This window comes from Sphaerisporangium rufum, from assembly GCF_016863395.1.
Classification (GTDB): domain Bacteria; phylum Actinomycetota; class Actinomycetes; order Streptosporangiales; family Streptosporangiaceae; genus Sphaerisporangium; species Sphaerisporangium rufum.
The window spans coordinates 1-24222 of sequence record NZ_BOOU01000090.1 but is presented as its reverse complement, the minus strand read 5'-3'; the positions used below and the strand labels follow the sequence as shown (position 1 = coordinate 24222).

Below are 24222 nucleotides of genomic sequence, written 5' to 3'. Positions count from 1 at the left end.
GCCCAAGGCTCCCCCCGCGAGGCCCGAATCCGCCGGCGACGGTGCAGGACGCACGAGCGGCCCCCTCACGTCGACCGCCGGTCCCGGCGCCGCGAGCTACCGGGGACCGGCTCGCGCCTCGGCCACCGCGGTGCGCTCGCCGGCCAACGGCAGGGACAGCGAGAAGGCGACCTGGAGGTCGACGACGCCGGAGTGCACCACGCAGCCGGTGACCAGGGCGCCGTTCGCCTCGACCAGCTCCCGGGCCCGCCGGCACGCCGCCGCGGGCTCGGCGAGCGCGTGCACGGCCCCGGCCAGCGCCCCAAGATCGGCCGCCGCCTGGGCGCGGTGGCTCGCCAGCCGGGCGGCTCCATAGAGCAGCACGGCGGCCGCGGCCAGCCAGACCAGAGCCATCAATGCGATCACCCAGATCGTGGCGGAACCCCGTTCTCCCTCGCAGAGGCCCGCGGCGGTGCCGGGCACCCGGCGAGCAGGGAAACCCGCGAGCGTGTCACCGATCATCGAAGGTCACCGGCCGCTCCGACCCCGGTAGGGAGCCCGTCATCGAAGCTCACCGGCCACTTTGGCACCGGCGGGGCGCTGATCGTCCAAGGTCACCGGCCGCTCCGACCCCGGTAGGGAGCCCGTCATCGAAGGTCACCGGCCACTTTGGCACCGGCGGGGCGCTGGTCATCGAAGGTCACCGGCGGCTCCGGCCCGGCGGGGCGCTGGCCGTCGATGGCCCCCGGCTCGGTGGCGGCCGTGGCCGTGGCCCGCACGGCGACCGGCGGCACTCCGATCGACCAGTCGGGCCGCACCGAGGCGGTGACCGACACCCTGGTGAGCCGAGCGTCGCGGACGAACGAGATCCGCGCCCCGCGCGGCGCTCCGCCGGCGACGAGCCGGCGCACCTCCTCCAGCCGCTCGCCCCTGGCCGCCGCCCTGGCACCGGCCCTGGCCATGTCGACGCATTTGAGCTGGGCGGTGAGGACGGTCAGCGCCCACATGGCCGCCGCCAGCACCAGCACCAGCGCCGGAAGCGCCATCGCCGTTTCGGCGGTCACCGACCCTCGGTCGCCGCCCATCGGCGGCCCACCTCTTCTGATCATCACTGCGGACCTCCTCCCGCCGGCTCCGGCCGGCCACTGGTGCGGTCCGGCGGTCCGGCCGGGACGGCGCAGCGCCCGGCCGGACGGCACGGACGTCAGCCGGCGATCTTGAGTGCCCGGCCGATGAGGTCGGTCAGCGCCTTCCGCACCTCGGGACTGCCGACGATCTTGTAAAGCACGGCGGCGAAGGCGCACGCCGCGATGGTGCCCACCGCGTATTCCGCGGTGGACATGCCGGCCTCCGCCCGGCTGCGGACCGCGACGGCGGCCAGGCGTAGCCGCCGCCGGAGCCGGTCCGGCAGCCCGCTCGGCCCCAGCCGGGCCGGCAACCCTCGCGGCCGGCCGGGCCGCAGCACGGCCACCGCCCGGCCCGACCATGCGCCCAACCGCACGCGGTGCCGGAAATGATGGAGCAGCCTGCCCATCGGACCTCCCCTTACGTCGTGTCGTCCAGGCCGGCGGCGGCCGCCGGCGCCAACTGGCGGACCCAGCGTGGCCCGCCGGTGCCGCCCCCCAAGCGGCCGAACCCGGTTCTGTGGATAACTCGGCCCGGCGGGCCGCCGGAGGCCAGGGTCTGCTCAGAACGCCTGGCCGGCCAGGGCGGCGATGATCGGGACCACACCGAGGAGCACGAAGGCCGGTAGAAAGCACAGCCCGAGTGGTGCCACGACCTGAACGCCCACCCGCCGGGCGGCCGCCGCCGACTCGGCACGCGCCGCCAGCCTCGCGTCGGCGGCGAGCCTGGCGAGCACATCGGCCACCGGCGCGCCGGTGAGGGCGGCCCGGGTCATGCCTCTGGCCAGCGGGGCCAGCGGCCGGTCCGCGTCGAGCACCGACCATGCCGTCTCCGGGCCGGCACCGAGCCGCAGCCGGGCGTTGACCCGGCCCAGGCACCCGGCCAGCGGCTCGGTCATGGCGGCCGCCGTGGCCGCCAGCGCGCCGTCGACCGGTTGCCCGGCACGTAGGCAGGCCACCATGAGGTCGATGGCGAACGGGAGGTCGGTGGCGATCCGGGCCTGCCGCCGGCGGACCTCACCGGGCACCCGGCGGCGGCGGGCCAGGCTCACGGCCACGCCACCGGCCAGGCCGGCGAGCACCCCTGGCGGCCCGCCGACGAACAGCGCGCCGGCGACCATCGCCGGCAGCAGCGGGAACACCAGGCCCGGCAGCCGTGCCCAGCGAGACGCCGGCGGCGGCCCGGCGCCACCCGTCGGGCCGGACCACCGCTTCGGACCGGTGACCCGGCCGGGAGCCGAATTCGAACCCGCGCCGGTGGCCGCCCCGCCGCGATCTCCCGCCCGGCCGGGGGCACCGAGGGAGCCCGGCGGGCCCGGCCGGGCCGCCACCCACCCCGCGCCGGGCCCGCACAGTCGCGCCAGACGCGCCGCGGCATCGCCTGGCGCCCACCAGACCCAGGCGGCGAGCCCGGCGAGCGTGACCGCCGCCAGGAGCGGGGCGAGGAGCCCCGTCGTCACGGTGCACCGCCCGCCGGCCGGACGCCGGTCATGGCGGGCCCGGCCCGGGCCACCAGCCGGCCGATCCACCACAGGCCCGCCAGGTCCAGCGCCACCCCGGCCAGCAGGCAGCCCAAGCCGGCCGGGCCACCGAACAGGAAGGACAGCGGCCGCAGTCCGAGAGCCGCACCCAGGGCCAGCCCGAGCAGCGGCAGCACGGCGAGCAACCGCGCCGTGGACCGGGGACCGGCGAGCTGGGCCCGCACCTCGGCGCGGTGCTCCTCCTGCTCCCGCAGGGAGAGCCCGACCTGCTCCACCATCGCCGCCAGCCCGCCCCCGACGCTCACCCCGACATGCCAGCAGGCCGCGAGCCGGGCGGGCCCGTCACCTCCCTGGTCGGCCGCCACCCGGAGCAGCGGCGCGACCACGTCACGGCCGTCCCGGGCGGCCAGGATCACCGGTCGCAGGACATCCGGATACGGGGCGGCCAGTGCCTCGGCGGCCCGGGCCAGGGCCTCCCCCGGCGGGCGACCGGCGACGAGTTCGGCCACGACGCCATGGCAGAGCTCGACGCACGCCGCGCGCCAGGCGTCCGCCCGGCGCCCGTCGTGCCGCCGCCGGACCCAGCGGGCGAGCGTGCCGGCCCATCGTGGCGTCCGCCGCTCGCGGCCGGGCCCCGTCATGGCCCGGAGCCGGACCTCCGCCAGGTCGGCCCCCAGCCACGTCACGGTCGCCACCACGGCCAGGATCATCGCCGTCGGCAGCATCGGCCCGCCCCTGTCCACCGTGGCGGGCCGGGGTCGTTCGTCACGGCCCGGCGCGAGGACACCGCCCAGCGCGTGGTCACGGCGCCATGCGTGGTCAGGCCATGCGTGGTCAGGCCATGCGTGGTGACGGCGCAGCGGATGGTCACGGCGCACCTGGCCGGACGAGCGCCGTCTCGTGGCGGCCGGCGGCCTGCGGGGCCCGGGCGAGCAGGGTTCGCAGTGCCGGGCCGGGCGACGGATCGCCGTGGGCCGGGAAGGTGAGCGCCGGGACGGCGGTGACCAGGCCGGACGGCTCGCGTTCCATCATGCAGATCTCGGCGACACGGCGGCGCCCGCCGCCGGGATCGCGGACCACATGGACGACGGCGTCCAGGGCGGCCGCCAGCTGGCTGTGCACGGCCTCGCGGGTCAGCCCGGCGGCACACGCCAGCGCCTCCAGCCGGGCGGGCACGTCGGCGGGGGTGTTGGCGTGCAGGGTGCCGCAGCCGCCTTCGTGGCCGGTGTTCAGCGCGGCGAGCAGCTCGACGACCTCCGCGCCGCGCACCTCGCCGACCACCAGCCGGTCCGGGCGCATGCGCAGGGCCTGCCGCACCAGGTCGCGCAGCCCGACTCCGCCGGCGCCCTCCAGATTCGCCGGCCGGGTCTCCAGCCGGACGACGTGCGGGTGGGCCGGTCGCAGCTCGGCGGAGTCCTCCACCAGGACCAGCCGCTCGGCGGGGTCGCTCAGCGACAACATGCTGGACAAGAGGGTTGTTTTCCCGGTGCAGGTTCCCCCGGTGACCAAGAAGGCCAGCCGCGCGGTGACGAGCGCGCGGATCGCCACGGCTCCCGCGCCGGGCACCAGCTCGTCCAGGGAGAACGACCGCCGAGGCGGCAGCCGCAGGGACAGGCAGGTGCCGTCGGGGGCGACGGGCGGCAGGACGGCGTGCAGCCGTACCCCGCCGGGCAGCCGGGCGTCCACGTAGGGGGAGGCGTCGTCGAGGCGCCGGCCCGCGGTCGCCGCGAGCCGTTGCGCCAGCCGGCGCACCTCCGCCTCGCCGGCGAACTCCACCGGCGTGCGGCGCAGGCCGCAGCCGTCGTCGACCCACACCTCGCGGTGGCCGTTGACCAGCACGTCGGTCACCTCCGGCTCGGCGAGCAGCGGCTCCAGCGGCCCCGCGCCGATCAGGTCGGCGCGCAGCGCCCGGGCCACCGCCAGAACCTCGGCGTCGCCGAGGACCGCGCGTTCGGCGCGCAGCGCGGCGGCCACCTGGGCGGCCGACGGGGTGGCCCCCGAGCGGGCCAGCCGCGTCCGGACGGCCTCCACCAGTTCCGCGGGGACCGGCGCCCGCCCGCTCATCTCGACTCCAGCGAGCCGAGGAACCGCGCGCAGAACCTGCCGAGCGGGGTGCGGTCGCCGAGCGGCGGCGCCTCGCCGCGGTTCAGCGCCTCGGTGACCCCGCGTTGACCGGGCAGGACACCGGCGGACGGCACGCCCAGGCAGTTCGCGATCACGTCCGGGGCCAGGTCGCCGTCCCGGAGCACCGTGCGCACCTGCGAGGTGTGCCTGGTGAGTTCCAGCAGCATCTGAGAGGCGGACAGCACGCCCCGGACCTCCGCCGCCACCAGGAGCAGGGTGGTGCCGGCCCTGGCGAGCGCCTCCGCCGCCGGCGGCCCGATGTGCCGGGGCAGATCGACGATGACAAGATCGCAGCCGCGCTGCGCGGCCTCCAGCACCGCGCGCATCGCCTCCGGTGGGATGGGCGGCGCACCCCCGCGGTGCCACGACAGCACCGTCAGCTCGCCCACGGTGGGCAGTGCCTCTTTGAGCGCGGTGAAGCTGACCCGGCCCTCCCGCTCCACGATGTCGGGCCATCGGGCGCCGGTGGCGTGCTCCTGGCCGAGGAGCACGTCGAGGCCGCCGCCGAGCGGGTCGGCGTCCACCAGCAGGGTGCGCAGGCCACGACGGGACGCGGCGAGCCCGAGTGCCGTGGCGAGCACGCTGGCCCCCGCGCCGCCGCTGCCGCCCACCACGCACACCGTGTGGCCGGCCCGCGGCACCGGCTCGGCCGCCTCGGCGAGTTCGTCCACCAGCCGGCGCTCGGCACCGGGTAACTCCAGGACGGCCTGGGCGCCGACCGCCACGCAACGACGCCACACCGTGGCATCTTCGGGTGCGCGGGTGACGAGCAGGACCCCGGGCCGGGCGGGCGGGCCGGTGGCGGCCAGCGCGTCGGCCGTGTCGGCCCCGACGACGATCAGCGGGGCCTGGTTCCAGTAGGGACGGGCGTGCCGGGCCGCGTGCGCGACGTCGATCTCCACGCCGGCGGCGGCCGCGACGCGCAGGAGATCGTCCAGCAGTTCCTGGTCCTCAGTGATCACCAAAGGGCGGTGCATGCCGTGCCTCCCGGGTCGCGGTCCGTCGGAAGACGCAGCATGGCGAGCCAGGACGGCCGGCGCGGGACCGAGCCGGGTTCTGTGGATAACCGGCCCGCTCCGGGGGGGCGGGCGGGGTCCGCGAGCCGCTCTCGGGCACGCGGACCCGGTGGCGGCGAATCGGCGGACGGCAGAAATGCGGCGACCCCCGCCGGGGGGGAGAGCGGGGGTCGCCGAGCGGTCCGGCTCCGGGGGGGTAGAGCCGGTCCCGTTTCAGAAGAAGGCTTTCGTGCCGCGGCTCAGATCTGGCAAGGATGGCGAAAAGCGACCCGAGCCCGATCCCCACGGCCATGTGGACACCAACGTATGGTGCCCGATGAACTCGACTTACGTCGAGCAGCATTCAATGATTTCCATCGGTTTTTTTCCGGGGTAGCGGACCGGTTACTCGAAGTGCCCGGAAATCGCCGGCCGAGATGTGATCACACTGAGTGATCGTCGCCGATTCATCGCCAGGAACGCCGGGCGGGCCGATCGGAGCCTGAGCGACCCCGCGGCCGGCCGTACTCACGGTGGCGGCGGCGCCGTTTCAGCGGTCCCAGATCTGCGTAAAGGTCTTGGTCCGGGGGTTCCCATCGGCGGGAATCCGACGTAAAAAGAAGTCATGGACCGAGCGTCCGGGTGCGGTCACCGGGTACCCACGCGCGACCAGCCGCGGGAGGCGCGCCGAGACGGGCTTGACCCGGTCCGGCGAATTTGAGGTGCACGCTTGGTAGCCCGGCGGACCGCACCGGCGACGGCGTCCCATCCCAGGGACGCCGTTCGCCGTGTCCGGAGGTGGACGAACGGCTGAGCCTGCCGCCGGCTCCTGGTTCGCGCCGACCGGCCGTGGGGCAGGAGATTCCCGGCCTCGGCCCTGTGCCGCCCGGAGGCCACCCGGCGGGAGGAGCCGACCTCCGGTAGCCGTGTCCCTCGGCACAAGATGGCGTGCCGGCCGGGGCCCAGGGGTACGGTGGCCGGCGTCCCTGGTATCCGGTGAGCGGCGATGAGCCCGGGGGCCGGCCGTCGAACCGCCCACCGCCGGTGTACCAGCGCTCCGCCGGTCACGGTCCCCGCGCAGGACGATCCCCGGCCCGGCAGCGGAAGCTGTCCTTGTTCAGCGCGCGGCGGGCCGTCACCGGCCGGCGGCGACCCGGCCGAATACAGATTCGGTACCGGCCGTAACGGACGGCGGCTGCCGGAATGGCGGCGGGCCGAGATCGGATGACCGGTGCACCGAAGAACCGAAACACGGTCCCGGTGGTAGCCGATAAGCCCGGAGACCGGCCATCGGAATCCGGCCCACCCGGCGGGCAGCCGAATACCGGGCGGTCCGGAACGCGGAATGCCGGGTTCACCTGGACCGATATTCGGGCGACCTGCCAGACTGAAACGGCCATCCGCAGGTGACCGATGGCATGGCTCCGACCGGTTGGACCGCCGGGCGTATAGCAGCGGTCCGAAACCGGAGCGTCGGAGCACCGCGTCGACGTTTCCCATCTCCGTGACCCGGCCCGCGGCACCGGGACGGGCCGGCCACGGCACGGGCGTCCCGCCCCCTGCCGCATCCATCGCCGGGGGACCGGGCGGGTGCGATGGGGAGGGGTCGGGGACCGTGCCGTGCGGGCCGCGCGCCCGCCGTGGCGTACCGGCGGGTAAGGTCGGGACGCGTGAACGACCCGCTGGCCGCCATCACCGCGATTCCGGGGGTGTCCGACGCCGTCCAGGAGGCCAGGACGGCGGTCGACCGCCTCTACCGCCACCGCATGCTGCGGCGCCGCAGTCCTGAGGTCTCGGCCGAGTCGGCGCTACGGGGCGCCCGCGCGTCGGCCGCCCTGGAGGGGACCGACGTGCCGCTGGCCGCGCTGCGCGCCGGGGAGCCCGCACCGGTCGCGCAAGGCGCGCTGCGGGTGTCGTCCGAGCTCGGCAGGCTGGGCGTGACCTGGCGGACCGCCCCCAGGCAGGTGCTCGCCCGGCTGCACGCCCTGGCCGCCACCGGGTCGGCCGCCGAGGGTTCGCTCGGCCGGCCGCGCACCGGCCCGGCGGCCGGTGACCCGCTCGGGCTGGGGCCCGCACCCGGCCCGGAGGCCACCGCGGCCCGGATGTCCTCCCTGGTGACCCTGATCACCGCCCCCTCCCAGGCCCCGGCGCTGGTCCTCGCCGCGATCGTGCACGCCGAGCTGGCCGTGCTGCGGCCGTTCGGCACCGCCGACGGCCTGGTGGCCCGGGCGGCCGAGCGGTTGACGCTGGTCGAGTTCGGTCTCGATCCCAAGTCGCTGGTCGCGGTGGAGGTGGGACACGTGGCACTGGGCGCCGCCTACGCCGAAGGGCTGCGGGGGTACCTCAAGGGAACGGCGGAGGGGGTGGGCGGCTGGGTGCGGCACTGCGCCGTCGCGGTGGAACTCGGCGCGCGCGAGTCGACCGCCGTGTGCGAGGCTCTTCAGCGGGGCTGACGGAGGTCGCCGGTTCCGCCGGGGAGGCCGCCAGGTCGACGTGCCGCCAAGCCCTACACATCCGGACATAAGAAGCGACCTGCCGCATTCCGGCCAGCGTAAGAATCCCGGCAAGGTTCTCCGGTCCGGCGATTGCCGGGCACCGTTCGGCGCACGGTTCGTACCGTTCGACGGATCCGCAGTAAAACATAACTGGCCGTATGCGACATTTGTCGTTCGATATCATTCTGCGGGGAATACGCGATGTTTGTGACTCATGGTCAATCCCGTTGTGAAGGGTGTGCGGCGCCGCCGCGCCGGTGCCTCCCCCTTGTCCCCGTCGCCCCCCGCCTGATGAAGTGGGACCCAGTCCAATCGGTCCAGGCCATGTGAAGGAGTACGTTGTGGCCCCGGAAACCCCTGGTCGAGAGACCCAGGAGACTCTGTCGAACCTCTTGCACGAGAACCGCCGTTTCGCTCCCCCCGCGGACCTGGCGTCCGCCGCCAACGTGACCGCCGACGCCTACGAGGAGGCGGCCGGCGATCGCCTGGGCTTCTGGGAGCGGGCGGCCGATCGGCTGAGCTGGGGCCGCCGCTGGGACACCACGCTTTCCTGGGAACCACCGTTCGCCAAGTGGTTCGTGGGCGGCACGATCAACGTCGCCTACAACTGCGTCGACCGCCACGTCGAGGCCGGCCGCGGCGACAAGGTCGCCTTCCACTGGGAGGGCGAGCCGGAGGGGGACACCCGCACGCTGACCTACGGCGACCTGCGGCGCGAGGTCGCCAAGGCCGCCAACGCCCTGGTCGAGCTGGGCGTGGGCAAGGGCGACCGGGTGGCCATCTACCTGCCGATGATCCCCGAGCTGCCGATCGCGATGCTCGCGTGCGCGCGCATCGGTGCGATCCACTCGGTGGTGTTCGGCGGGTTCTCCGCCTCGGCGCTGAGCGGGCGTATCAAGGACGCCGACGCGAAGATGGTGATCACCGCGGACGGCGGGTACCGCCGGGGCGCGCCGAGCGCGCTCAAGCCGACGGTCGACGAGGCGGTCGCCGAGTGCCCGGGCATCGAGCACGTGCTGGTGGTCCGCCGGACCGGCGAGGACGTCGAGGTCACCGGCAAGGACGTCTGGTGGCACGATGTGGTCGACCGGCAGAGCGACGAGCACCAGGCCGTGGAGCACGACGCGGAGGACCCGCTCTACATCCTGTACACCAGCGGCACCACCGGGAAGCCGAAGGGCATCCTGCACACCACCGGCGGCTACCTGACTCAGGTCGCCTGGACGCACCACGCGGTCTTCGACCTCAAGCCGGACAGTGACGTCTACTGGTGCACCGCGGACATCGGCTGGGTGACCGGGCACTCCTACATCGTGTACGGGCCGCTCGCCAACGGCGCGACCAGCGTGATCTACGAGGGCACCCCGGACACCCCGCACCGCGGCCGGTTCTGGGAGATCGTGCAGAAGTACGGGGTGACCATCCTGTACACCGCGCCCACCGCGATCCGCACCTTCATGAAGTGGGGCGACGACATCCCCGCCAAGTACGACATGTCCACACTGCGGGTGCTGGGGTCGGTCGGCGAGCCGATCAACCCGGAGGCGTACGTGTGGTACCGCGAGCACATCGGCGGCGACCGCTGCCCGGTGGTCGACACCTGGTGGCAGACGGAGACCGGCGGCATCATGATCAGCCCGTTGCCCGGGGTGACGGCCGCCAAGCCGGGCGCCGCGATGCGGCCGCTGCCGGGCATCGAGGCCGACGTGGTGGACGACCAGGGCCGCTCGGTGCCGGACGGCGGCGGCGGGTTCCTGGTGGTGCGCGAGCCGTGGCCGGCCATGCTGCGCGGCATCTGGGGCGACGACCAGCGCTACGTCGACACCTACTGGTCGCGGTTCGAGGGCATGTACTTCCCCGGGGACGGTGCCAAGCGGGACGCCGACGGCGACCTGTGGCTGCTCGGCCGGGTGGACGACGTCATGCTGGTGTCCGGGCACAACATCTCCACCACCGAGGTGGAGTCGGCCCTGGTCTCGCACCCGATGGTCGCCGAGGCGGCGGTCGTGGGGGCGACCGACCCGATCACCGGGCAGGCGATCGTGGCGTTCGTCATCCTGCGCGGCAGCGCGGGCGACGGGCCGGACGTCGCCAAGGAACTGCGTGACCACGTGGCCAAGGCGCTCGGGCCGATCGCCAAGCCCCGGCAGATCCTGGTGGTGCCGGAGCTGCCCAAGACCCGGTCCGGCAAGATCATGCGGCGGCTGCTGCGCGACGTGGCGGAGAACCGCAGCATCGGCGACGTCACGACGCTGGCCGACAGCTCGGTGATGAACCTCATCTCCGAGAAGATGCCCTCCTCCCGCGCCGAGGACTGACCCGCGCCGGCGGCCGGTCCCGGACCCGGGACCGGCCGCCGGGCGTGTTGATCGCGCCTCAGGGCAGGGGTGTCGGCGCGCCGCGGGCGGGCAGCCACCACGGCGGGCACCCCGCCGGGCTAGTGTGTCCAGAAATTCCGATAGGAGAGCAGACATGGCCGCCCCGCCCGAGGAGGAATCGCTCGGCGCGCTCGTCGCCCAGGCGAGTCACCACATTTCCACACTGGTCCGTTCGGAGATCGAGCTCGCCAAGGCCGAGCTGAAGTTCGACGCCAAGCGGGTCGGCACCGCGGCCGGGCTGTTCGGCGCCGCCGCCTTCATGCTGCACCTGTGCCTGATCCTCGCGTCGTTCGCGATCGCCTACGGCCTGGTCCAGATGTTCGACATGATGCCGTGGCTGGCCTTCACCATCGTCACCGTCTTCTACGTCCTGTGCGCGCTGCTGCTGGTGTTCGTCGGGTACCGGCGGCTCAAGGGCCTGACCAAGATGAAGCGCACCGCCCGCAGCCTGAAGACCCTCAAGGACGGCACCCCCGACGGCGGGCCGGCCGTCGCGCCGCCGACCGCCGGGCAGGTCGGCCACCATCACGCGCCCATGACCGCCGGCGGCACCGAGCCGGGGTCGCCGCGGCCGCGCACGTGAGCGCGCCGTGACCACCCGTCCCGACGAGTCGCTGGCCCGGATCGACGGGCCCTGGGAGCACCGCTCCGTGCACGCCGGCAACGGCATGTTCCACGTGGTGGAGGCCGGGGACGGCCCGCTGGTGCTGCTGCTGCACGGCTTCCCCCAGTTCTGGTGGACCTGGCGCCACCAGCTCGTCTCGCTGCCCGCCGCCGGATACCGGGTGGTCGCCGCCGACCTGCGCGGGTACGGCGCCAGCGACAAGCCGCCGCGCGGCTACGACCTGCCCACCCTGGCCGGCAACATCGCCGGGCTGATCCGGGCGCTCGGCGAGACCTGCGCCGTCGTGGTCGGCCACGACTGGGGGGGCCTGGCGGCCTGGACGATGGGCGCGATGGCCCCCAAGGCCGTCCACCGCCTGGTCACCGTGGCCGCCCCGCATCCGCTGCGCCTGCGGCAGGCCATGCTCACCGAGCCGTTCGGCCAGTTGCGGGCCAGCGCGCACCTGTTCGGCTTTCAGCTCCCGCTGCTGCCCGAGCGCCGGCTGACCCGCAAGGGCGGCGCGGGCGTCGGGCGGCTGCTGTCGGCGTGGTCCGGGCCGTCCTGGCCGGCCGAGGAGGTCACCCGCACCTACCAGGACGTCTTCCGCATCCCCACCGTGGCGCACTGCGCGCTGGAGTACCACCGGTGGTTCCTGCGCTCCCAGCTGCGCCCGGACGGCGCCCGGTACCGCAGGCTGATGCGCACCGAGCTGGAGATGCCGACGCTGCAGCTGCACGGTGCCCTCGATCCCTGCACGCTGCCGCGCACCGCCCAGGGCTCCAGCCGGTACGTCGCCGCGCCGTACCGCTGGCGGCTGATCGAGGGGGCCGGCCACTTCCCGCACGAGGAGCGGCCCGAGCAGTTCGACACCGAGCTGATCGGCTGGCTGGACGACCCGGAACCCGACCGGTGACCGGGAGCCCTCGGAGGAGCCCATGAGCGCCCCGGACCGGGACAGGGACGAGACGGGCCGGCCGCGCAACGCCCGTCCCCGCGACGCCTTCGGCCGGCCGCTGCCGCGCGGCGCCGCCGGCGTCGCCCGGGTGCCGGACGACTACGCGCCCGACGCGGCGCGGGCGGTGGCGGACGCGCGCGGCCATCTGGCGGCGGGCCGTCCGTTCCACGCGCACGAGGTGCTGGAGGCCCGGTGGAAGACCGGCCCGGCCGGCGAGCGCGACCTGTGGCAGGGGCTGGCGCAGATCTGCGTCGGGCTGACCCATCTCCAGCGGGGCAACGCGCGCGGCGCGGCCGTGCTGCTCGGCCGGGGCGCCACCACCCTGGCCCGCTACCGGCCGCCGGCCGGCGACGACCCGGCCGTCGACCCGCGGGCGGCCGGCGAGACGGCCCGCGAGCTGGCCACGGCGCCGCCGCCGGACCCGGCGGTCGCGATCACGCGCGTGCTGGAGCTGTTCCCCGGACACTGACCGCGGCGCCGATCCCGCGAAGTCAGTCGCAGTCCTGGGTGTCCACCCGGGTGACGGCGGCGCTGCCCTCGTCGGCGTCCGGCCGCACCTCCCCGGCGGTGAGGGCGAAGCCCATCTCCTTCTGGTCGGTGACCGCCGCGAAGATCACCCCGTACACCTCGCCGCCCGGGGTGAGCAGCGGGCCACCGGAGTTCCCAGGCTGGACCAGACCGCGGATCTGGTAGACCTCCCGGACCACCGTGGTACGCGAGTAGATGTCGGCGGCCTCGGCCCGCTGCTTGACGCCGATCCGGGCCGGCCTGATCGTGAAGCCCTGGCCCTTGGGGAAGCCGGCGATGATCGCGTCGTCCTCCGGCTCGGCCGTGTAGTCGAACTTGAGCGGCGTCGCGTCGAGGTCGGGGACGTACAGCACGGCGACGTCCCGCTCGGGGTTGTACACCACCACCCGGGCGTCGTGCACGACGCGTTCGGCGTCGGTGACGCGCAGCCCCTGGGTGACCCCGGCGACCACGTGCGCGTTGGTCATGATGCGGTGTGGGGCGAACACGAACCCGGTGCCCTCGATGCCCTTGCTGCAGGACACCGCGGTGCCCTGGATCTTCACGATGGCCTTGCGGGCGCGCTGCAGCGCGGCGCCTCGCACGACGCTGGCGTCCGGCGGCGGCACGTCGGCGAGCCGGCCGCCGCCGATGGCGTTGAACACCTCGGGGAACTCCGAGGTGTCCACGAACTTCTTGAAAGACAGCCGCCAGTCCTTCGCCTTGGACGGCATCGCCGCGTCCACGGTCTGCAGCACCAGCGACCCGTTGGTCTGCTGGCGCAGCCACGGGAAGGGGGCGACGGCCAGCAGCGAGCCGATCAGCCAGGCGATGACCAGCACCGACAGCGCGCTGGTGAGCGTGCCGCCGACCGCGTCGACGGTGCGCGCCGGCTCCCAGGTGACGTGGCTGCGCACCACGGCGCCGATGGTCGAAGAGGCGAACTGGCCGATGACGGCGGCGAGGAACACGATGACGATGGCCAGCAGCGCCTGCTCGGTCGAGGCGTCCACCACGGCATGGGCGATCGGCGGGGCGATCAGCACGCCGACGAACCCACCCCCGACGAAGCCCATGAAACTGAAGGCTCCGATGATGAAGCCTTGGCGGTACCCGGACACGGCAAACGCGATCACGAGTACTACCAGGATCAAATCGAGGAGATCGCCGCTCACTGTTCAACGGTATCCAGCGCGGCCACACGTCGTGCACCCGTTGGCTCGATATCGTGGCCGGATGGCGGCGATCGGGGGGCGGTGACCGCCGGCTAGCGCCGGGCCAGCCGGACCACCTCGGGCGGCAGGTCCTCGACCCGGCCGTCGTCCCACGGGCGTTCGAACCCGGTGGCGGCGAGCACGCCGTCCAGCACGCCCGCCGTGAAGCCCCAGACCAGCATGCCGCGGACCCGGAACGCCGGGCCGGCCTGCCGCGGCGTGCCGGGGAAGCGCAGCCGCAGCCGGTTGCCCGGATCGGCCAGCTCGGCGATCGGCACCCGCGCCACCGCGTCCACCTCGTCGGGCGAGGCGGCGTGCACCGCCGACGGGGTGTGCCACCAGCCCAGCACCGGTGTCACCCGGTTGTGGCTGTGCCAGATGTACAGCTCGGGCAACGCGCCGATGATCCGGACGCCGCGCGGGTCCAGCCCGGTCTCCTCCTCGGCCTCGCGCAGCGCGGCGCCGACCGGGCCGCCGTCCTCGGGGTCGACCCCGCCGCCGGGGAACGCCGGCTGCCCGGCGTGGTTGCGGCCGCGGGCGCTGCGCTGGATGAGCAGGACGTCGGGCCCGTCCGGCGAGTCGCCGAAGAGCAGCAGGACGGCCGCGTGGCGGCCGCCGGACGCCGGGGGGCGCATCTCCGGCGGAACAGGCCTGCGGGCGGCGTCCGCCACCAGACCGGTCAGCCAGGCGGGCACGGGGCTCATGCGTTACCTCCTGGCATGCAGCAACATCGGCCGGGCCCGGTCACTTCCCGGCGGGCCCGGCGAATCGGCGAATCGGCGAATCGGCGAATCTGTGAACCTGTGAATCTGTGAAGGGTGGATCGGCGAATCGGCGAGGGGTGGATCGGCGGATCAGGAGAACGGGCCGGGCCGGACGAGCTTGGCCGCCACCTTCGGGTCGGTCGGCCCCTCACCGTAGGCGGGGCAGAGCGCGGCCAGCGGGCAGACCCCGCAGGCCGGGCGGCGCGCGTGGCACATCCGGCGGCCGTGCCAGATGAGGTAGTGGGACATGAGCGTCCACTGGTTCTTCGGGATCAGCTCGCCGACCGCGTGCTCGATCTTGACCGGGTCGGTCTCGGTGGTCCAGCCGAACCGCCGGGTCAGCCGCTGGAAGTGGGTGTCGACGGTGATGCCGGGCACGTCGAAGGCGTTGCCGAGCACGACGTTGGCGGTCTTGCGGCCGACGCCGGGCAGGGTGACCAGGTCCTTCAGCCGGCCGGGCACCTCGCCGCGGTAACGCTCGCAGACGGCCTGGGCCATGCCGATGATGCTGTTGGCCTTGGCCCGGAAGAACCCGGTGGACTTGATGATCTCTTCCAGCTCGGCACGGTCCGCGGCCGCGTAGTCGGCTGCCGTGCGATATTTGGCAAAGAGTACGGGGGTAACCATGTTTACCCTTTTGTCCGTACACTGCGCGGAGAGGATCGTCGCGACCAGCAGCTCGAGCGGGTTCCCGAAGTCGAGCTCACAGTGCGCGTCTGGGTAGGTTTCCGCCAGGATTCGGGTCATACGTCGAGCTCGGCGCACCAGAGCGAGCCGGGACTCCCCGGCGGAGGCAACATTGCGGGGCACCCCGACAGCCTACGCGGGTGGGCTCCATGAGACCTGCCAGGTGCCGTACGTCACAATGTCTAGCAGCGAGCGCGATCCACTTGTGGCGCGCGGTCGTGCGCGCGACCACCGGAGCGAGGAGGCACCGTGAACCCCGACGACGTGCTGGGCAAGGCCCCTTTGTTCTCCGCGCTCGACCGGGAGAGCGCGGCGGCGCTGCGCACCGGCATCTCCGAGGTCGAGCTCCACAAGGGGCAGACCCTCTTCAGCGAGGGAGAGACCGGTGACCGCCTCTACGTGGTCCTGGACGGCAAGATCAAGCTGATCCGCACCGCCGCGGACGGCCGGGAGAACCTGCTCAGCGTGCTCGGGCCGGGTGAGATGTTCGGCGAGCTGTCCCTGTTCGACCCGCGGCCCCGCACGGCCAGCGCCATCGCGCTCACCGACGTGCGCCTGGCCGGCCTGGGCCACGACGACCTGCGGCCCTGGCTCACCGGGCGCCCCGAGGTCGCCCTTCACCTGCTGCGCGCCCTGGCCCAGCGGCTGCGCCGCACCAACGACGTCATGGCCGACCTGGTCTTCACCGACGTCCCCGGCCGGGTGGGCAAGGCACTGCTCGACCTGGCCGACCGGTTCGGGCAGCGCACCGAGGAGGGCGTGCGGGTGCACCACGACCTCACCCAGGAGGAGCTGGCCCAGTACGTCGGCGCCTCCCGCGAGACGGTGAACAAGGCGCTGGCCGACTTCGCCCAGCGCGGCTGGCTGCGCATCGAGGCCAAGGCCGTGGTCATCATGGACGCCGAACGCCTGGCCGCCCGCTCCCGCTGAGCACCCCGCGCCCGGCCGGTCCGGCGCCGGTCAGGCGCGGTCCAGATAGGCCAGCTGGGCCCGGACCGACACCTCCGCGGCGGGGCGCAGCTCGGCGGCCAGCCCGGCGTACACGACGTCCACGATCTCCGCGAGGGTGCGGGCGCCGGCCGTCCGCGCCTGGCGGATCTGGTCCAGCCGCTCCCGCCGGTGGGTGATGTAGCCGTCCAGCGCCGCCACCGGGTCGGCCAGCAACGGCCCGTGGCCGGGCAGCAGGGCCGCCGCCTCCGCGATCTCCGCGCCGGCCCGCAGCCGGTCCAGGCTGCGCAGGTAGTCGCCGAGGTCGCCGTCCGGGGCGATCAGCGTGGTGCCCCGGCCGAGGATCGTGTCACCGGTCAGCAGCGCCGCGTCGGCCGGCAGCCAGAAGCACAGCGAGTCGAAGGAGTGCCCCGGCGTGGCCAGCACCCGCAGCTCCGCCTCCCCCGCGGTCACCACGTCGCCCTCGCCGAGCCCTTCGTCGCCGAGCACGTGCCGCGGGTCCAGCGCCCGCACCGGCGCGCCGAGCAGGGCGGCCAGCCGGCCCGCCCCGGCGCTGTGGTCGGGGTGGCCGTGGGTGAGCAGGATCGCCATGACCCGCCGCCCGGCGAGCGCCCCGGCCACCCGCCGCAGGTGCCCCTCGTCGTCCGGGCCCGGATCGACGACCAGCACCTGCTCGGCGCCGGGCTCGCCGATCACCCAGGTGTTGGTGCCCTCCAGGGTCATCGGCGACGGGTTCGGCGCCAGCAGGGCGGTGGCCCGGGGGGTGCCCGAGCCGTCCGGGCCGGTCAGCGGGATGCGCAGGCCGCTCATGGCACCGGATCCTCCGGGATGACCAGCCACATCCGGCCGTCCACCTCGGCCACCCCCGGTCGCCGTGCGGTGATCCGCCGCTCGCCCGCCAGCACCGTCGCCACGTCCTGGTAGGCGGCCAGCTCGGTCAGCACCCGCAGGGTCGGCGGCAGCAGGAAGATCGCCCCGTCCCGGGCGCGGCGCAGCGCGTGCTCCGGGCGCAGCCAGGCCACCTCGTCCGCCTCGCCGCCGACGTCGCGGGTGCGCTGCCCGGGCGGCATCGCGGCCACGAAGAACCTGGTGTCGAACCGCCGCCGCTCCACCTCGGGCGTGATCCAGTGCGACCAGGGGCGCAGCAGGTCGGCGCGCAGCACCAGGCCGCGCCGGCCGAGGAACTCGGCGAGCGAGAGCTCCCGGGCGATCAGCGCCTCCCGGTCGGCCTCCCAGTCGTCGCCGGTGGTGTCGGCGACCACGGTGCCGGGATCCGGCCCGGCGAGCAGCACGCCGGACTCCTCGAACGTCTCCCGGACCGCCGCGCAGACCAGGCCGCGGGCGGTCACCGGGTCGGCGCCGAAGATCCGGCCCCATTCCTCCGGGCCGGGACCGGCCCAGGCGACCCCGTGGTCGGCGTCCCGGGGGTCGACCGAGCCGCCCGGGAAGACGTACGCGCCGGCCGCGAACGCCATGGTCGCCGTGCGGCGCAGCATGTAGACCTCGACGCCGGCGGGCGGGGACGGCCGGGCGGCGGCCGGCCGCAGCAGGGCCACGGTCGCGGCGTCCCTGGCCGGCACCGGGGTGATCGTGCCGGCCAGCAGCGCCCGGGCGCGCTCGCCGAGCTCACCGTCCAGCGGAATGCCCTTCATCCCACCTCCCCGCCCCGGCCCGCCCGGGGCCGGCCGGACCCATGGTGTCACGGCTCAGCGGACCTCGGCGATGAGCTCCACCTCGACCGGGGCGGACAGCGGCAGCGACGCGACGCCGACGGCGCTGCGGGCGTGCCGGCCCGCGTCGCCGAGCACCTCGCCGAGCAGCTCGCTCGCCCCGTTGACCACCTGGGGCTGGCCGGTGAAGTCCGGGGTGCCGGCCACGAAGCCGACGACCTTCACGATCCGCACGATCCTCGACAGATCACCGTCCACGACCGAGGCCGCCGCCGCCAGGGCGTTCAGCGCGCAGATGCGGGCCAGCTCCCGCCCCTGCTCCGGAGTCACCTCGGCGCCGAGCCTGCCGGTCACCTCGAGCTTGCCGTCCACCAGCGGCAGCTGGCCGGCGGTGTAGACGAGGTCGCCGGTGCGCACGGCCGGCAGGTAGGCGGCCAGCGGGGCCACCACCTCGGGCAGGGTCAGCCCGAGCCCGGCCAGCCGTTCGGCCGGAGTGCTCACTGCTTCTCCCGCTTCATGTAGGCGACCAGCTGCTCGGGGTTGGGACCGGGGATGACCGAGACGAGCTCCCAGCCGTCCTGGCCCCAGTTGTCGAGGATCTGCTTGGTGGCGTGGGTCAGCAACGGGACCGTCACGTATTCGAAGCGCTTCATGGAGGCACTTTAGACGGGAGCGGGCGCCCCATGAGCCCCGGTGGCCCCGCCGGCCCCCTCCGGCCGGGCGCGGCCGGATGTGACGTATGTCCCACGCGGCACATAGGGTACCGTCCCGACGAATCGCCAGGTGACGGTTGGGTAGCGTTGGAGACGTGAGCGCTCGCGACACCGATTGGGACGGCGTGCGGCTGCACGTCGTGACCGGCAAGGGCGGCACCGGGAAGACGACGGTCGCCGCCGCCCTGGCCCTCGCCCTGGCGGCGGGCGGCCGCAAGGTGCTGCTCGTCGAGGTCGAGGGCCGGCAGGGCATCGCCCAGGTCTTCGACATCCCGCCGCTGCCGTACGAAGAACGGAAGATCGCCGTGGCGCCCGGCGGGGGTGACGTGCACGCGCTCGCCATCGATCCCGAAGAGGCCATGCTCGAGTACGTCGAGATGTTCTACGGGATGAAACGCGCCGGCAAGGCGCTGAGCAAGATCGGACTAGTGGACTTCGCGACCACGATCGCGCCCGGGCTGCGCGACGTGCTGGTCACCGGCAAGACCAGCGAGGCCGTGCGCCGCCGCGACCGCAACGGGCGGCGCGTCTACGACGCGGTCGTCATGGACGCCCCGCCGACCGGCCGGATCACCCGGTTCCTGAACGTGACCTCCGAGGTGGCCGGGCTGGCCCGCATCGGCCCGGTGCGCAACCACGCCGACATGGTGCGCGGCGTGGTCGCCTCCCCGGAGACGGCGGTGCACTTCGTCACGCTGCTGGAGGAGATGCCGGTGCAGGAGACGCTGGACGGCGTCGCGAACCTGCGCGAGGCCGGGCTGCCGGTGGGCGGGATCTTCATCAACATGGTGCGCCCGGAGCTGCTCCCGCGCGCCGCCCTGGACGCCGCGGCGAATGAAGGGCTGGACCCGGCCGACCTCGCGCTCGGCCTCAAGGCGGTCGGGCTGGCCGAGGCCACGCCCGGCGCGCCGCCCATCGCCGAGGCGCTGTCCCGCGAGGTCGCCGAGCATGCCCGCCGCACCCGGCTGGAGCGGCGGGAACGGCGCTCGCTCGCCGCCGCCAAGGCGCCCCGCTACGAGCTGCCGCTGCTGGCCGACGGCGCCGACCTGGCGGGCCTGTACGAGCTGGCCACGGCGATCCGCGAGCAGGGAGCAGCGTGAAGGCCGGTCCACGGGAGGCCCCCCACATGTCCGATCATCCCCACCACTCGCGGGGCGGCGAGGGCACCCGCCGGGCGTCCCCGGCGCTGGACGTCGACGCGGTGCTCGACGACGCCGCGACCCGGATCGTGGTGTGCTGCGGCTCCGGCGGGGTTGGCAAGACCACGACCGCCGCGGCGCTCGGCCTGCGCGCGGCCGAACGTGGCCGGCGGGTGGTGGTGCTGACCGTCGACCCGGCGCGGCGGCTGGCCCAGTCGATGGGCCTGACCGAGCTGGACAACGTGCCGCGGCCGGTCGCCGGGGTCAAGGGATCCGGCGAGCTGCACGCGATGATGCTCGACATGAAGCGGACCTTCGACGAGATCATCGAGGCGCACGCCGACCCGGAGCGCGCCCGGCAGATCCTGACGAACCCCTTCTACCAGTCGCTGTCGTCCAGCTTCTCCGGCACCCAGGAGTACATGGCGATGGAGAAGCTCGGCCAGCTGCGCCGGGCCGACGAGTGGGACCTGATCGTGGTGGACACCCCGCCCTCCCGCTCCGCGCTGGACTTCCTGGACGCCCCCGAGCGGCTGGGCCGCTTCCTGGACGGGCGGCTGATCAGGATCCTGATGGCCCCGGCCAAGGCCGGCGGCCGCAGCGCCTTCAAACTGCTGAACGCCGGGTTCGGCCTGGTCGCCGGCGCGATGACGAAGATCCTCGGCGCGCAGTTCCTCAAGGACATCCAGACGTTCGTGGCCGCGCTGGACGCGGTGTTCGGCGGGTTCCGGCAGCGCGCCGAGCAGACCTACCGGCTGTTGCAGGCGCCGGGCACCGCGTTCGTCGTGGTGGCCGCACCCGAACGCGACGCGATGCGCGAGGCGTCCTACTTCGTGGAACGGCTGGCCGAGGAGCGGATGCCGCTGGCCGGCCTGGTCGTCAACCGGGTGCACCGCTCGTGCGCGCCCGCGCTGTCGGCCGCGCGCAGCGCCGCCGCGGCCGAGGAACTGGAGGCGCGCGGCGAGCACGAGCTGACCGCCGCCGTGCTGCGGCTGCACGCCGGCAGGATGCAACTCGCCGCCCGCGAGCAGCGGGAGCAGGAGCACTTCGCCTCCGCCCACCCGACGGTGCCCATCACCCAGGTGCCGGCCATGCCGGAGGACGTCCACGATCTGGCCGGGCTGCGGGAGATCGGCGAGTTGCTCGCCTCCTGACCATCCCGCCTGATCGTTCCGCCACGGCCGGCCCGCGCGCCTTCATGGCCGGTGCCGTGTCGGGCGTCACCCCCCGTCGGCCGCCGGGCGGCCGGATGACGCGACAGAGGGGCCGCGGGCGGCCCCTCTTCATTGCCGGGACACAGAGCGCGGGACCAGGTGCGTCCCCGCTCCGGCGGTCAGCCGGCGATCAACTCGTTCGTCCGCTCGTACTCTTCCTTGGCCACCTCGAGCAGGTCACGCCAGGAGGTGACATCAGGCCGGCGCCTCAGCAGCGCACGCCTCTCTCGCTCGGTCATTCCGCCCCAGACCCCGAACTCGATGCGGTTGTCCAGTGCGTCCGCGAGACACTCCGTACGGACCGGGCATCCTCGGCAGATCAGCTTCGCCCTGTTCTGCGCGGCACCCTGGACGAACAACGCGTCAGGATCCGCACCTCGACAGGCGGCACGGGAGGTCCAATCCGTGATCCACATTTCGACCCCACTCCCCTTAGGTGGTCAGTCGTCACTTGGCGGCCGACGGGCGCGGGCGTCGAGCCTCCTTATTCAGTTGCCGCAGAGGAGAACGTACGCAACCAGACGTTCGAGCCGACAGTCCCCGGCCGGGTCAATTTCCCGCATGGTCATGTCAGGCCATGTGGCCGGGAATGACTAGTCCTCCCCGCCGCGGGTAGCGGGCGAGTCACGGCGAATTGGACTTTGCGTACCTATTCCGTCAGCGGTTCGGCATAAGCTGGTGTCTGTGCAAGCTCAAGGCAAACGACGGGCAAAGGCCCTGGTCAACCTGGTGCGGCTCATCGCCGCCGCCGCCGCGGCCGGCGTGCTGACCGCGGCCATCGCCCTGCCCGCCGTGGGTGGAGCGGGCATGGGGGTCAAGACTGCCACAGAAGTCCTCGATCTGCGGCCAGAAGACCTCGACGAGCCGCCGCTTCCGGAGAAGACGGAGATCCGCGACGCCAAGAACAAGCTGATCGCCCAGTTCTACTTCGAGAACCGCGAGTCGGTGCCGCTGGACAAGGTCGCGCCGATCATGCAGACCGCGATCATCTCGATCGAGGACTTCCGGTTCTACGAGCACGGCGCCCTCGACCTCGAAGGCTCGATGCGCGCGCTGATGAAGAACTTCCAGAGCGGCGGGGTCTCCCAGGGCGGTTCCTCGATCACCCAGCAGTACGTCAAGCAGGTGCTGCTCAACAAGGCCGAGACCGACGCGGAGAAGCTCGCGGCCATCGCCCCGACGGTCCCGCGGAAGCTCAACGAGCTGCGCTACGCGATGGCCATCGAGGAGAAGTACGACAAGAACGAGATCCTCAACCGATATCTCAACATCGCCTACTTCGGCGCCGGCTCGTACGGCATCCAGGCCGCGGCCAAGCGGTTCTTCGACAAGACCGCCGCCAAGCTGAACCTCTGGGAGGCCGCGACCCTGGCCGGTGCGGTGCAGAACCCCATCGCCACCGACCCGACGCTCGGCAAGAAGCGGCGCGAGGCCCTGCTGGCCCGCCGCAACGTCGTGCTCGACCGGATGGCGGAACTGCGCAAGATCACCCCGCAGGAGGCGACGGAGGCGAAGACCAAGAAACTGGGCTTCAAGGACGTCCCCATCCCCGGCGGCTGCGAGGAGAGCGAGTACCCGTACTTCTGCCTGTACGTGAAGAACGAGGTGCGCAACAACCCCGACTTCGGCAAGACCCAGAAGGCGCGGGAGGAGTACCTCAACCAGGGCGGACTCACCATCCGCACCACGCTGAACACCAAGATGCAGAAGGCCGCCGAGAAGGCCATCAAGAAGTACGTGAAGTCCTCCGACAAGCCCGTCGCCGCCGAGGCACTGGTCGAGCCGGGCACCGGCGAGATCAAGGCGATGGCCGCCAGCCGCAAGTTCGCCACCGGCAAGAAGAAAAAGAAGAACTCCTCCAGCTACAACCTGGTCGCCGACGTCGCGCACGGCGGCGGCACCGGCTTCCAGGCCGGCTCCACCTTCAAGGTCTTCACGCTCACCACGGCGCTGAAGGAGGGCATGAAGTTCGGCGACGGCATCGGAACCGGCAACACCTTCCAGGCCGGCGGCTACGGCGACTTCAAGGACTGCAAGGGCAACTCGGTCGGTGCCCCGGACCACAAGGTGTTCAACTCCTCCGAGAGCAGCGGCGGGTTCAAGACGCTGCAGACCGGCACCTGGGGCTCGGTGAACACCTTCTTCGTGGCCCTGGAGCGCAAGGTGGGCCTCTGCGACACGGTCAAGACGGCCAAGGATCTCGGCATCCGGCGGGCCGACGGCCAGAAGCTGCAGGAGGTCGAGACCTTCACCCTCGGCGTCAACGAGATGGACCCGGTCACCGTCGCCTCCGCGTACGCCACCTACGGCGCCCGCGGCAAGTACTGCAAGCCGATGGCGATCACCTCGATCACCGACCGCTATGGCAAGAAGACCGAGTTCAAGCCGTCCTGCAAGCAGGTCCTGGACGAGGAGATCGCCGACGCGGTCAGCGCCATCCTGTCCGGCGTGTTCACCAAGGGCACCATGAGCGGGGTCGGCGGCATCGGCCGGGACGCCGCCGGCAAGACCGGCACCACCGACGAGTCGATGACCGCCTGGTTCGCCGGTTACACCCCCGACCTGGCCGGCGCGGTCAGCCTGGGCGACCCGCGCGGCTCCTACAAGCACCCGCTGCGCGGCGTCATGATCGGCGGCCACTACTTCCCCCAGGTATTCGGCGCCGACGTCTCCGGCCGGATCTGGAAGTCCACCTTCATCGACGCCCTCAAGGGAGTCGACGCGACGTCGTTCCACTCGCCGAACATGGGCCGCTTCGGCGGCTGCACCTCCGGCTGCGCACCCAAGCCGAAGCCTGACGACAAGCCGGACGGCCGCGGCGACGGCGGCGACGACGGCATCCGGGTCCCGACCCCGAACGGCAACGGGAACGGGGCCGGCGGCGACAACCGCGGCAACGCCAACGGGACCGGCGGAGGCACCGGCGGCACCGGCGGTACCGGCGGCACGGGTGACAACGGCGGCACGGGCGGCAACGGGAACGGCACCGGCGGCGAGCAGAACGCCCCCGATCCCGATGCCCCGGGGCAGGCGCCGCCCCAGCCGGACAACCCGGCGGTCTTCAACCCGCCGAACCGGCGCGACTGACCCGGCGGCAGGGCACGGCCTGGGCGACCAGGCCGTGCCTGATACCGCAAAGGCCGGGGCTCAACCCGACAGGCCAGGGCTCAACCCGACAGGCCAGGGCTCAACCCGACAGGCCAGGGCTCAACCCGACAGGCCAGGGCTCAA

General features: G+C 73.5%; 24 protein-coding genes. 9 read left to right on the top strand and 15 right to left on the bottom strand.

All coding sequences use genetic code 11. From position 1 onward, the window contains the following. Window positions 1-96: 96 nt before the first annotated feature. The 7 genes from Sru01_RS30965 to ssd all read right to left on the bottom strand — a co-directional run bounded on the left by Sru01_RS30965 (window position 97) and on the right by ssd (window position 5685). Window positions 97-501, bottom strand: coding sequence for an Rv3654c family TadE-like protein (locus tag Sru01_RS30965; RefSeq protein WP_275412228.1), 405 nt, complete (start codon window positions 499-501; stop codon window positions 97-99). A 125-nt stretch (window positions 502-626) separates the two neighbouring features. Further along, window positions 627-1088: a TadE family type IV pilus minor pilin gene (locus Sru01_RS30960; RefSeq protein WP_203993176.1), complete on the bottom strand. Its 462-nt coding sequence runs from the start codon at window positions 1086-1088 to the stop codon at window positions 627-629. Window positions 1089-1183: 95 nt separating this feature from the next. After that, the gene (locus Sru01_RS36495) at window positions 1184-1513 is read right to left on the bottom strand and encodes a DUF4244 domain-containing protein (RefSeq protein WP_203993174.1); all 330 of its coding nucleotides are present in this window, start codon (window positions 1511-1513) and stop codon (window positions 1184-1186) included. Between the two features lie 153 nt (window positions 1514-1666). Continuing rightward, window positions 1667-2563 carry a type II secretion system F family protein gene (locus tag Sru01_RS36015; protein WP_239137884.1) on the bottom strand — a complete coding sequence of 299 codons (897 nt, stop codon included), beginning with the start codon at window positions 2561-2563 and terminating at the stop codon, window positions 1667-1669. Beyond that, a complete protein-coding gene (locus Sru01_RS30945) occupies window positions 2560-3309 on the bottom strand; it encodes a type II secretion system F family protein (protein ID WP_203993172.1) in 750 nt (249 codons plus the stop codon). Before Sru01_RS30945 ends, Sru01_RS36015 begins: the two co-directional genes overlap by 4 nt. A gap of 142 nt (window positions 3310-3451) precedes the next feature. Further along, window positions 3452-4648: a TadA family conjugal transfer-associated ATPase gene (locus Sru01_RS30940; protein ID WP_203993170.1), complete on the bottom strand. Its 1197-nt coding sequence runs from the start codon at window positions 4646-4648 to the stop codon at window positions 3452-3454. After that, window positions 4645-5685 carry a septum site-determining protein Ssd gene (ssd, locus tag Sru01_RS30935; protein ID WP_203993167.1) on the bottom strand — a complete coding sequence of 347 codons (1041 nt, stop codon included), beginning with the start codon at window positions 5683-5685 and terminating at the stop codon, window positions 4645-4647. Before ssd ends, Sru01_RS30940 begins: the two co-directional genes overlap by 4 nt. A 1688-nt stretch (window positions 5686-7373) precedes the next feature. Between ssd and Sru01_RS30930 the strand changes: the two genes are divergently transcribed. The 5 genes from Sru01_RS30930 to Sru01_RS30910 all read left to right on the top strand — a co-directional run bounded on the left by Sru01_RS30930 (window position 7374) and on the right by Sru01_RS30910 (window position 12604). After that, window positions 7374-8156, top strand: a complete 783-nt coding sequence (locus Sru01_RS30930) for a Fic family protein (RefSeq protein WP_203993165.1) — start codon at window positions 7374-7376, stop codon at window positions 8154-8156. 383 nt (window positions 8157-8539) lie between these two features. Continuing rightward, window positions 8540-10516, top strand: a complete 1977-nt coding sequence (gene acs / locus Sru01_RS30925) for an acetate--CoA ligase (RefSeq protein ID WP_203993163.1) — start codon at window positions 8540-8542, stop codon at window positions 10514-10516. Between the two features lie 154 nt (window positions 10517-10670). Then, complete coding sequence (locus Sru01_RS30920; protein WP_203993161.1) at window positions 10671-11159, top strand: phage holin family protein; 489 nt, start codon at window positions 10671-10673, stop codon at window positions 11157-11159. Between the two features lie 7 nt (window positions 11160-11166). Beyond that, entirely contained in the window at window positions 11167-12093 is a 927-nt protein-coding gene (locus Sru01_RS30915; protein WP_239137883.1) for an alpha/beta fold hydrolase, read from the top strand. A gap of 22 nt (window positions 12094-12115) precedes the next feature. Then, entirely contained in the window at window positions 12116-12604 is a 489-nt protein-coding gene (locus Sru01_RS30910; protein WP_203993159.1) for a DUF309 domain-containing protein, read from the top strand. A 22-nt stretch (window positions 12605-12626) separates the two neighbouring features. Here Sru01_RS30910 and Sru01_RS30905 read toward each other — a convergent pair whose 3' ends face one another. The 3 genes from Sru01_RS30905 to nth all read right to left on the bottom strand — a co-directional run bounded on the left by Sru01_RS30905 (window position 12627) and on the right by nth (window position 15430). Beyond that, complete coding sequence (locus tag Sru01_RS30905; RefSeq protein ID WP_203993157.1) at window positions 12627-13817, bottom strand: MarP family serine protease; 1191 nt, start codon at window positions 13815-13817, stop codon at window positions 12627-12629. A gap of 92 nt (window positions 13818-13909) precedes the next feature. Then, a complete protein-coding gene (locus tag Sru01_RS30900) occupies window positions 13910-14560 on the bottom strand; it encodes an NUDIX hydrolase (protein WP_203993155.1) in 651 nt (216 codons plus the stop codon). 150 nt (window positions 14561-14710) lie between these two features. Continuing rightward, on the bottom strand, window positions 14711-15430 hold the full coding sequence (nth, locus tag Sru01_RS30895) for an endonuclease III (protein WP_373869558.1): 720 nt from the start codon (window positions 15428-15430) through the stop codon (window positions 14711-14713). A 126-nt stretch (window positions 15431-15556) separates the two neighbouring features. Between nth and Sru01_RS30890 the strand changes: the two genes are divergently transcribed. Further along, complete coding sequence (locus Sru01_RS30890) at window positions 15557-16237, top strand: Crp/Fnr family transcriptional regulator (protein WP_203993153.1); 681 nt, start codon at window positions 15557-15559, stop codon at window positions 16235-16237. Window positions 16238-16267: 30 nt separating this feature from the next. On the opposite strand, the gene Sru01_RS30885 is transcribed toward Sru01_RS30890, so the two are convergent. From Sru01_RS30885 to sp36, 4 genes are read right to left on the bottom strand one after another with little or no spacing between them, the layout of a single operon-like run. Next, window positions 16268-17065, bottom strand: coding sequence for an MBL fold metallo-hydrolase (locus Sru01_RS30885; protein WP_203993152.1), 798 nt, complete (start codon window positions 17063-17065; stop codon window positions 16268-16270). Continuing rightward, entirely contained in the window at window positions 17062-17907 is an 846-nt protein-coding gene (locus Sru01_RS30880) for an NUDIX hydrolase (protein ID WP_203993151.1), read from the bottom strand. Before Sru01_RS30880 ends, Sru01_RS30885 begins: the two co-directional genes overlap by 4 nt. A 54-nt stretch (window positions 17908-17961) precedes the next feature. Further along, window positions 17962-18426 carry a RidA family protein gene (locus tag Sru01_RS30875; protein WP_203993150.1) on the bottom strand — a complete coding sequence of 155 codons (465 nt, stop codon included), beginning with the start codon at window positions 18424-18426 and terminating at the stop codon, window positions 17962-17964. Beyond that, complete coding sequence (gene sp36, locus Sru01_RS30870) at window positions 18423-18578, bottom strand: Sp36 family protein (RefSeq protein ID WP_184978497.1); 156 nt, start codon at window positions 18576-18578, stop codon at window positions 18423-18425. The genes Sru01_RS30875 and sp36 overlap by 4 nt, the downstream gene beginning before the upstream one ends. Window positions 18579-18733: 155 nt before the next feature. On the opposite strand from sp36, the gene bagA reads away from it, so the two are divergent. Further along, entirely contained in the window at window positions 18734-19738 is a 1005-nt protein-coding gene (gene bagA, locus Sru01_RS30865; protein WP_203993149.1) for an ATPase BagA, read from the top strand. 26 nt (window positions 19739-19764) lie between these two features. Then, window positions 19765-20931, top strand: a complete 1167-nt coding sequence (gene bagB / locus Sru01_RS30860; RefSeq protein ID WP_203993148.1) for an ATPase BagB — start codon at window positions 19765-19767, stop codon at window positions 20929-20931. A 179-nt stretch (window positions 20932-21110) separates the two neighbouring features. On the opposite strand, the gene Sru01_RS30855 is transcribed toward bagB, so the two are convergent. Further along, the gene (locus tag Sru01_RS30855; protein WP_114029663.1) at window positions 21111-21407 is read right to left on the bottom strand and encodes a WhiB family transcriptional regulator; all 297 of its coding nucleotides are present in this window, start codon (window positions 21405-21407) and stop codon (window positions 21111-21113) included. A gap of 268 nt (window positions 21408-21675) precedes the next feature. On the opposite strand from Sru01_RS30855, the gene Sru01_RS30850 reads away from it, so the two are divergent. Beyond that, the gene (locus Sru01_RS30850) at window positions 21676-24078 is read left to right on the top strand and encodes a transglycosylase domain-containing protein (protein WP_239137882.1); all 2403 of its coding nucleotides are present in this window, start codon (window positions 21676-21678) and stop codon (window positions 24076-24078) included. Window positions 24079-24222: the final 144 nt, after the last annotated feature.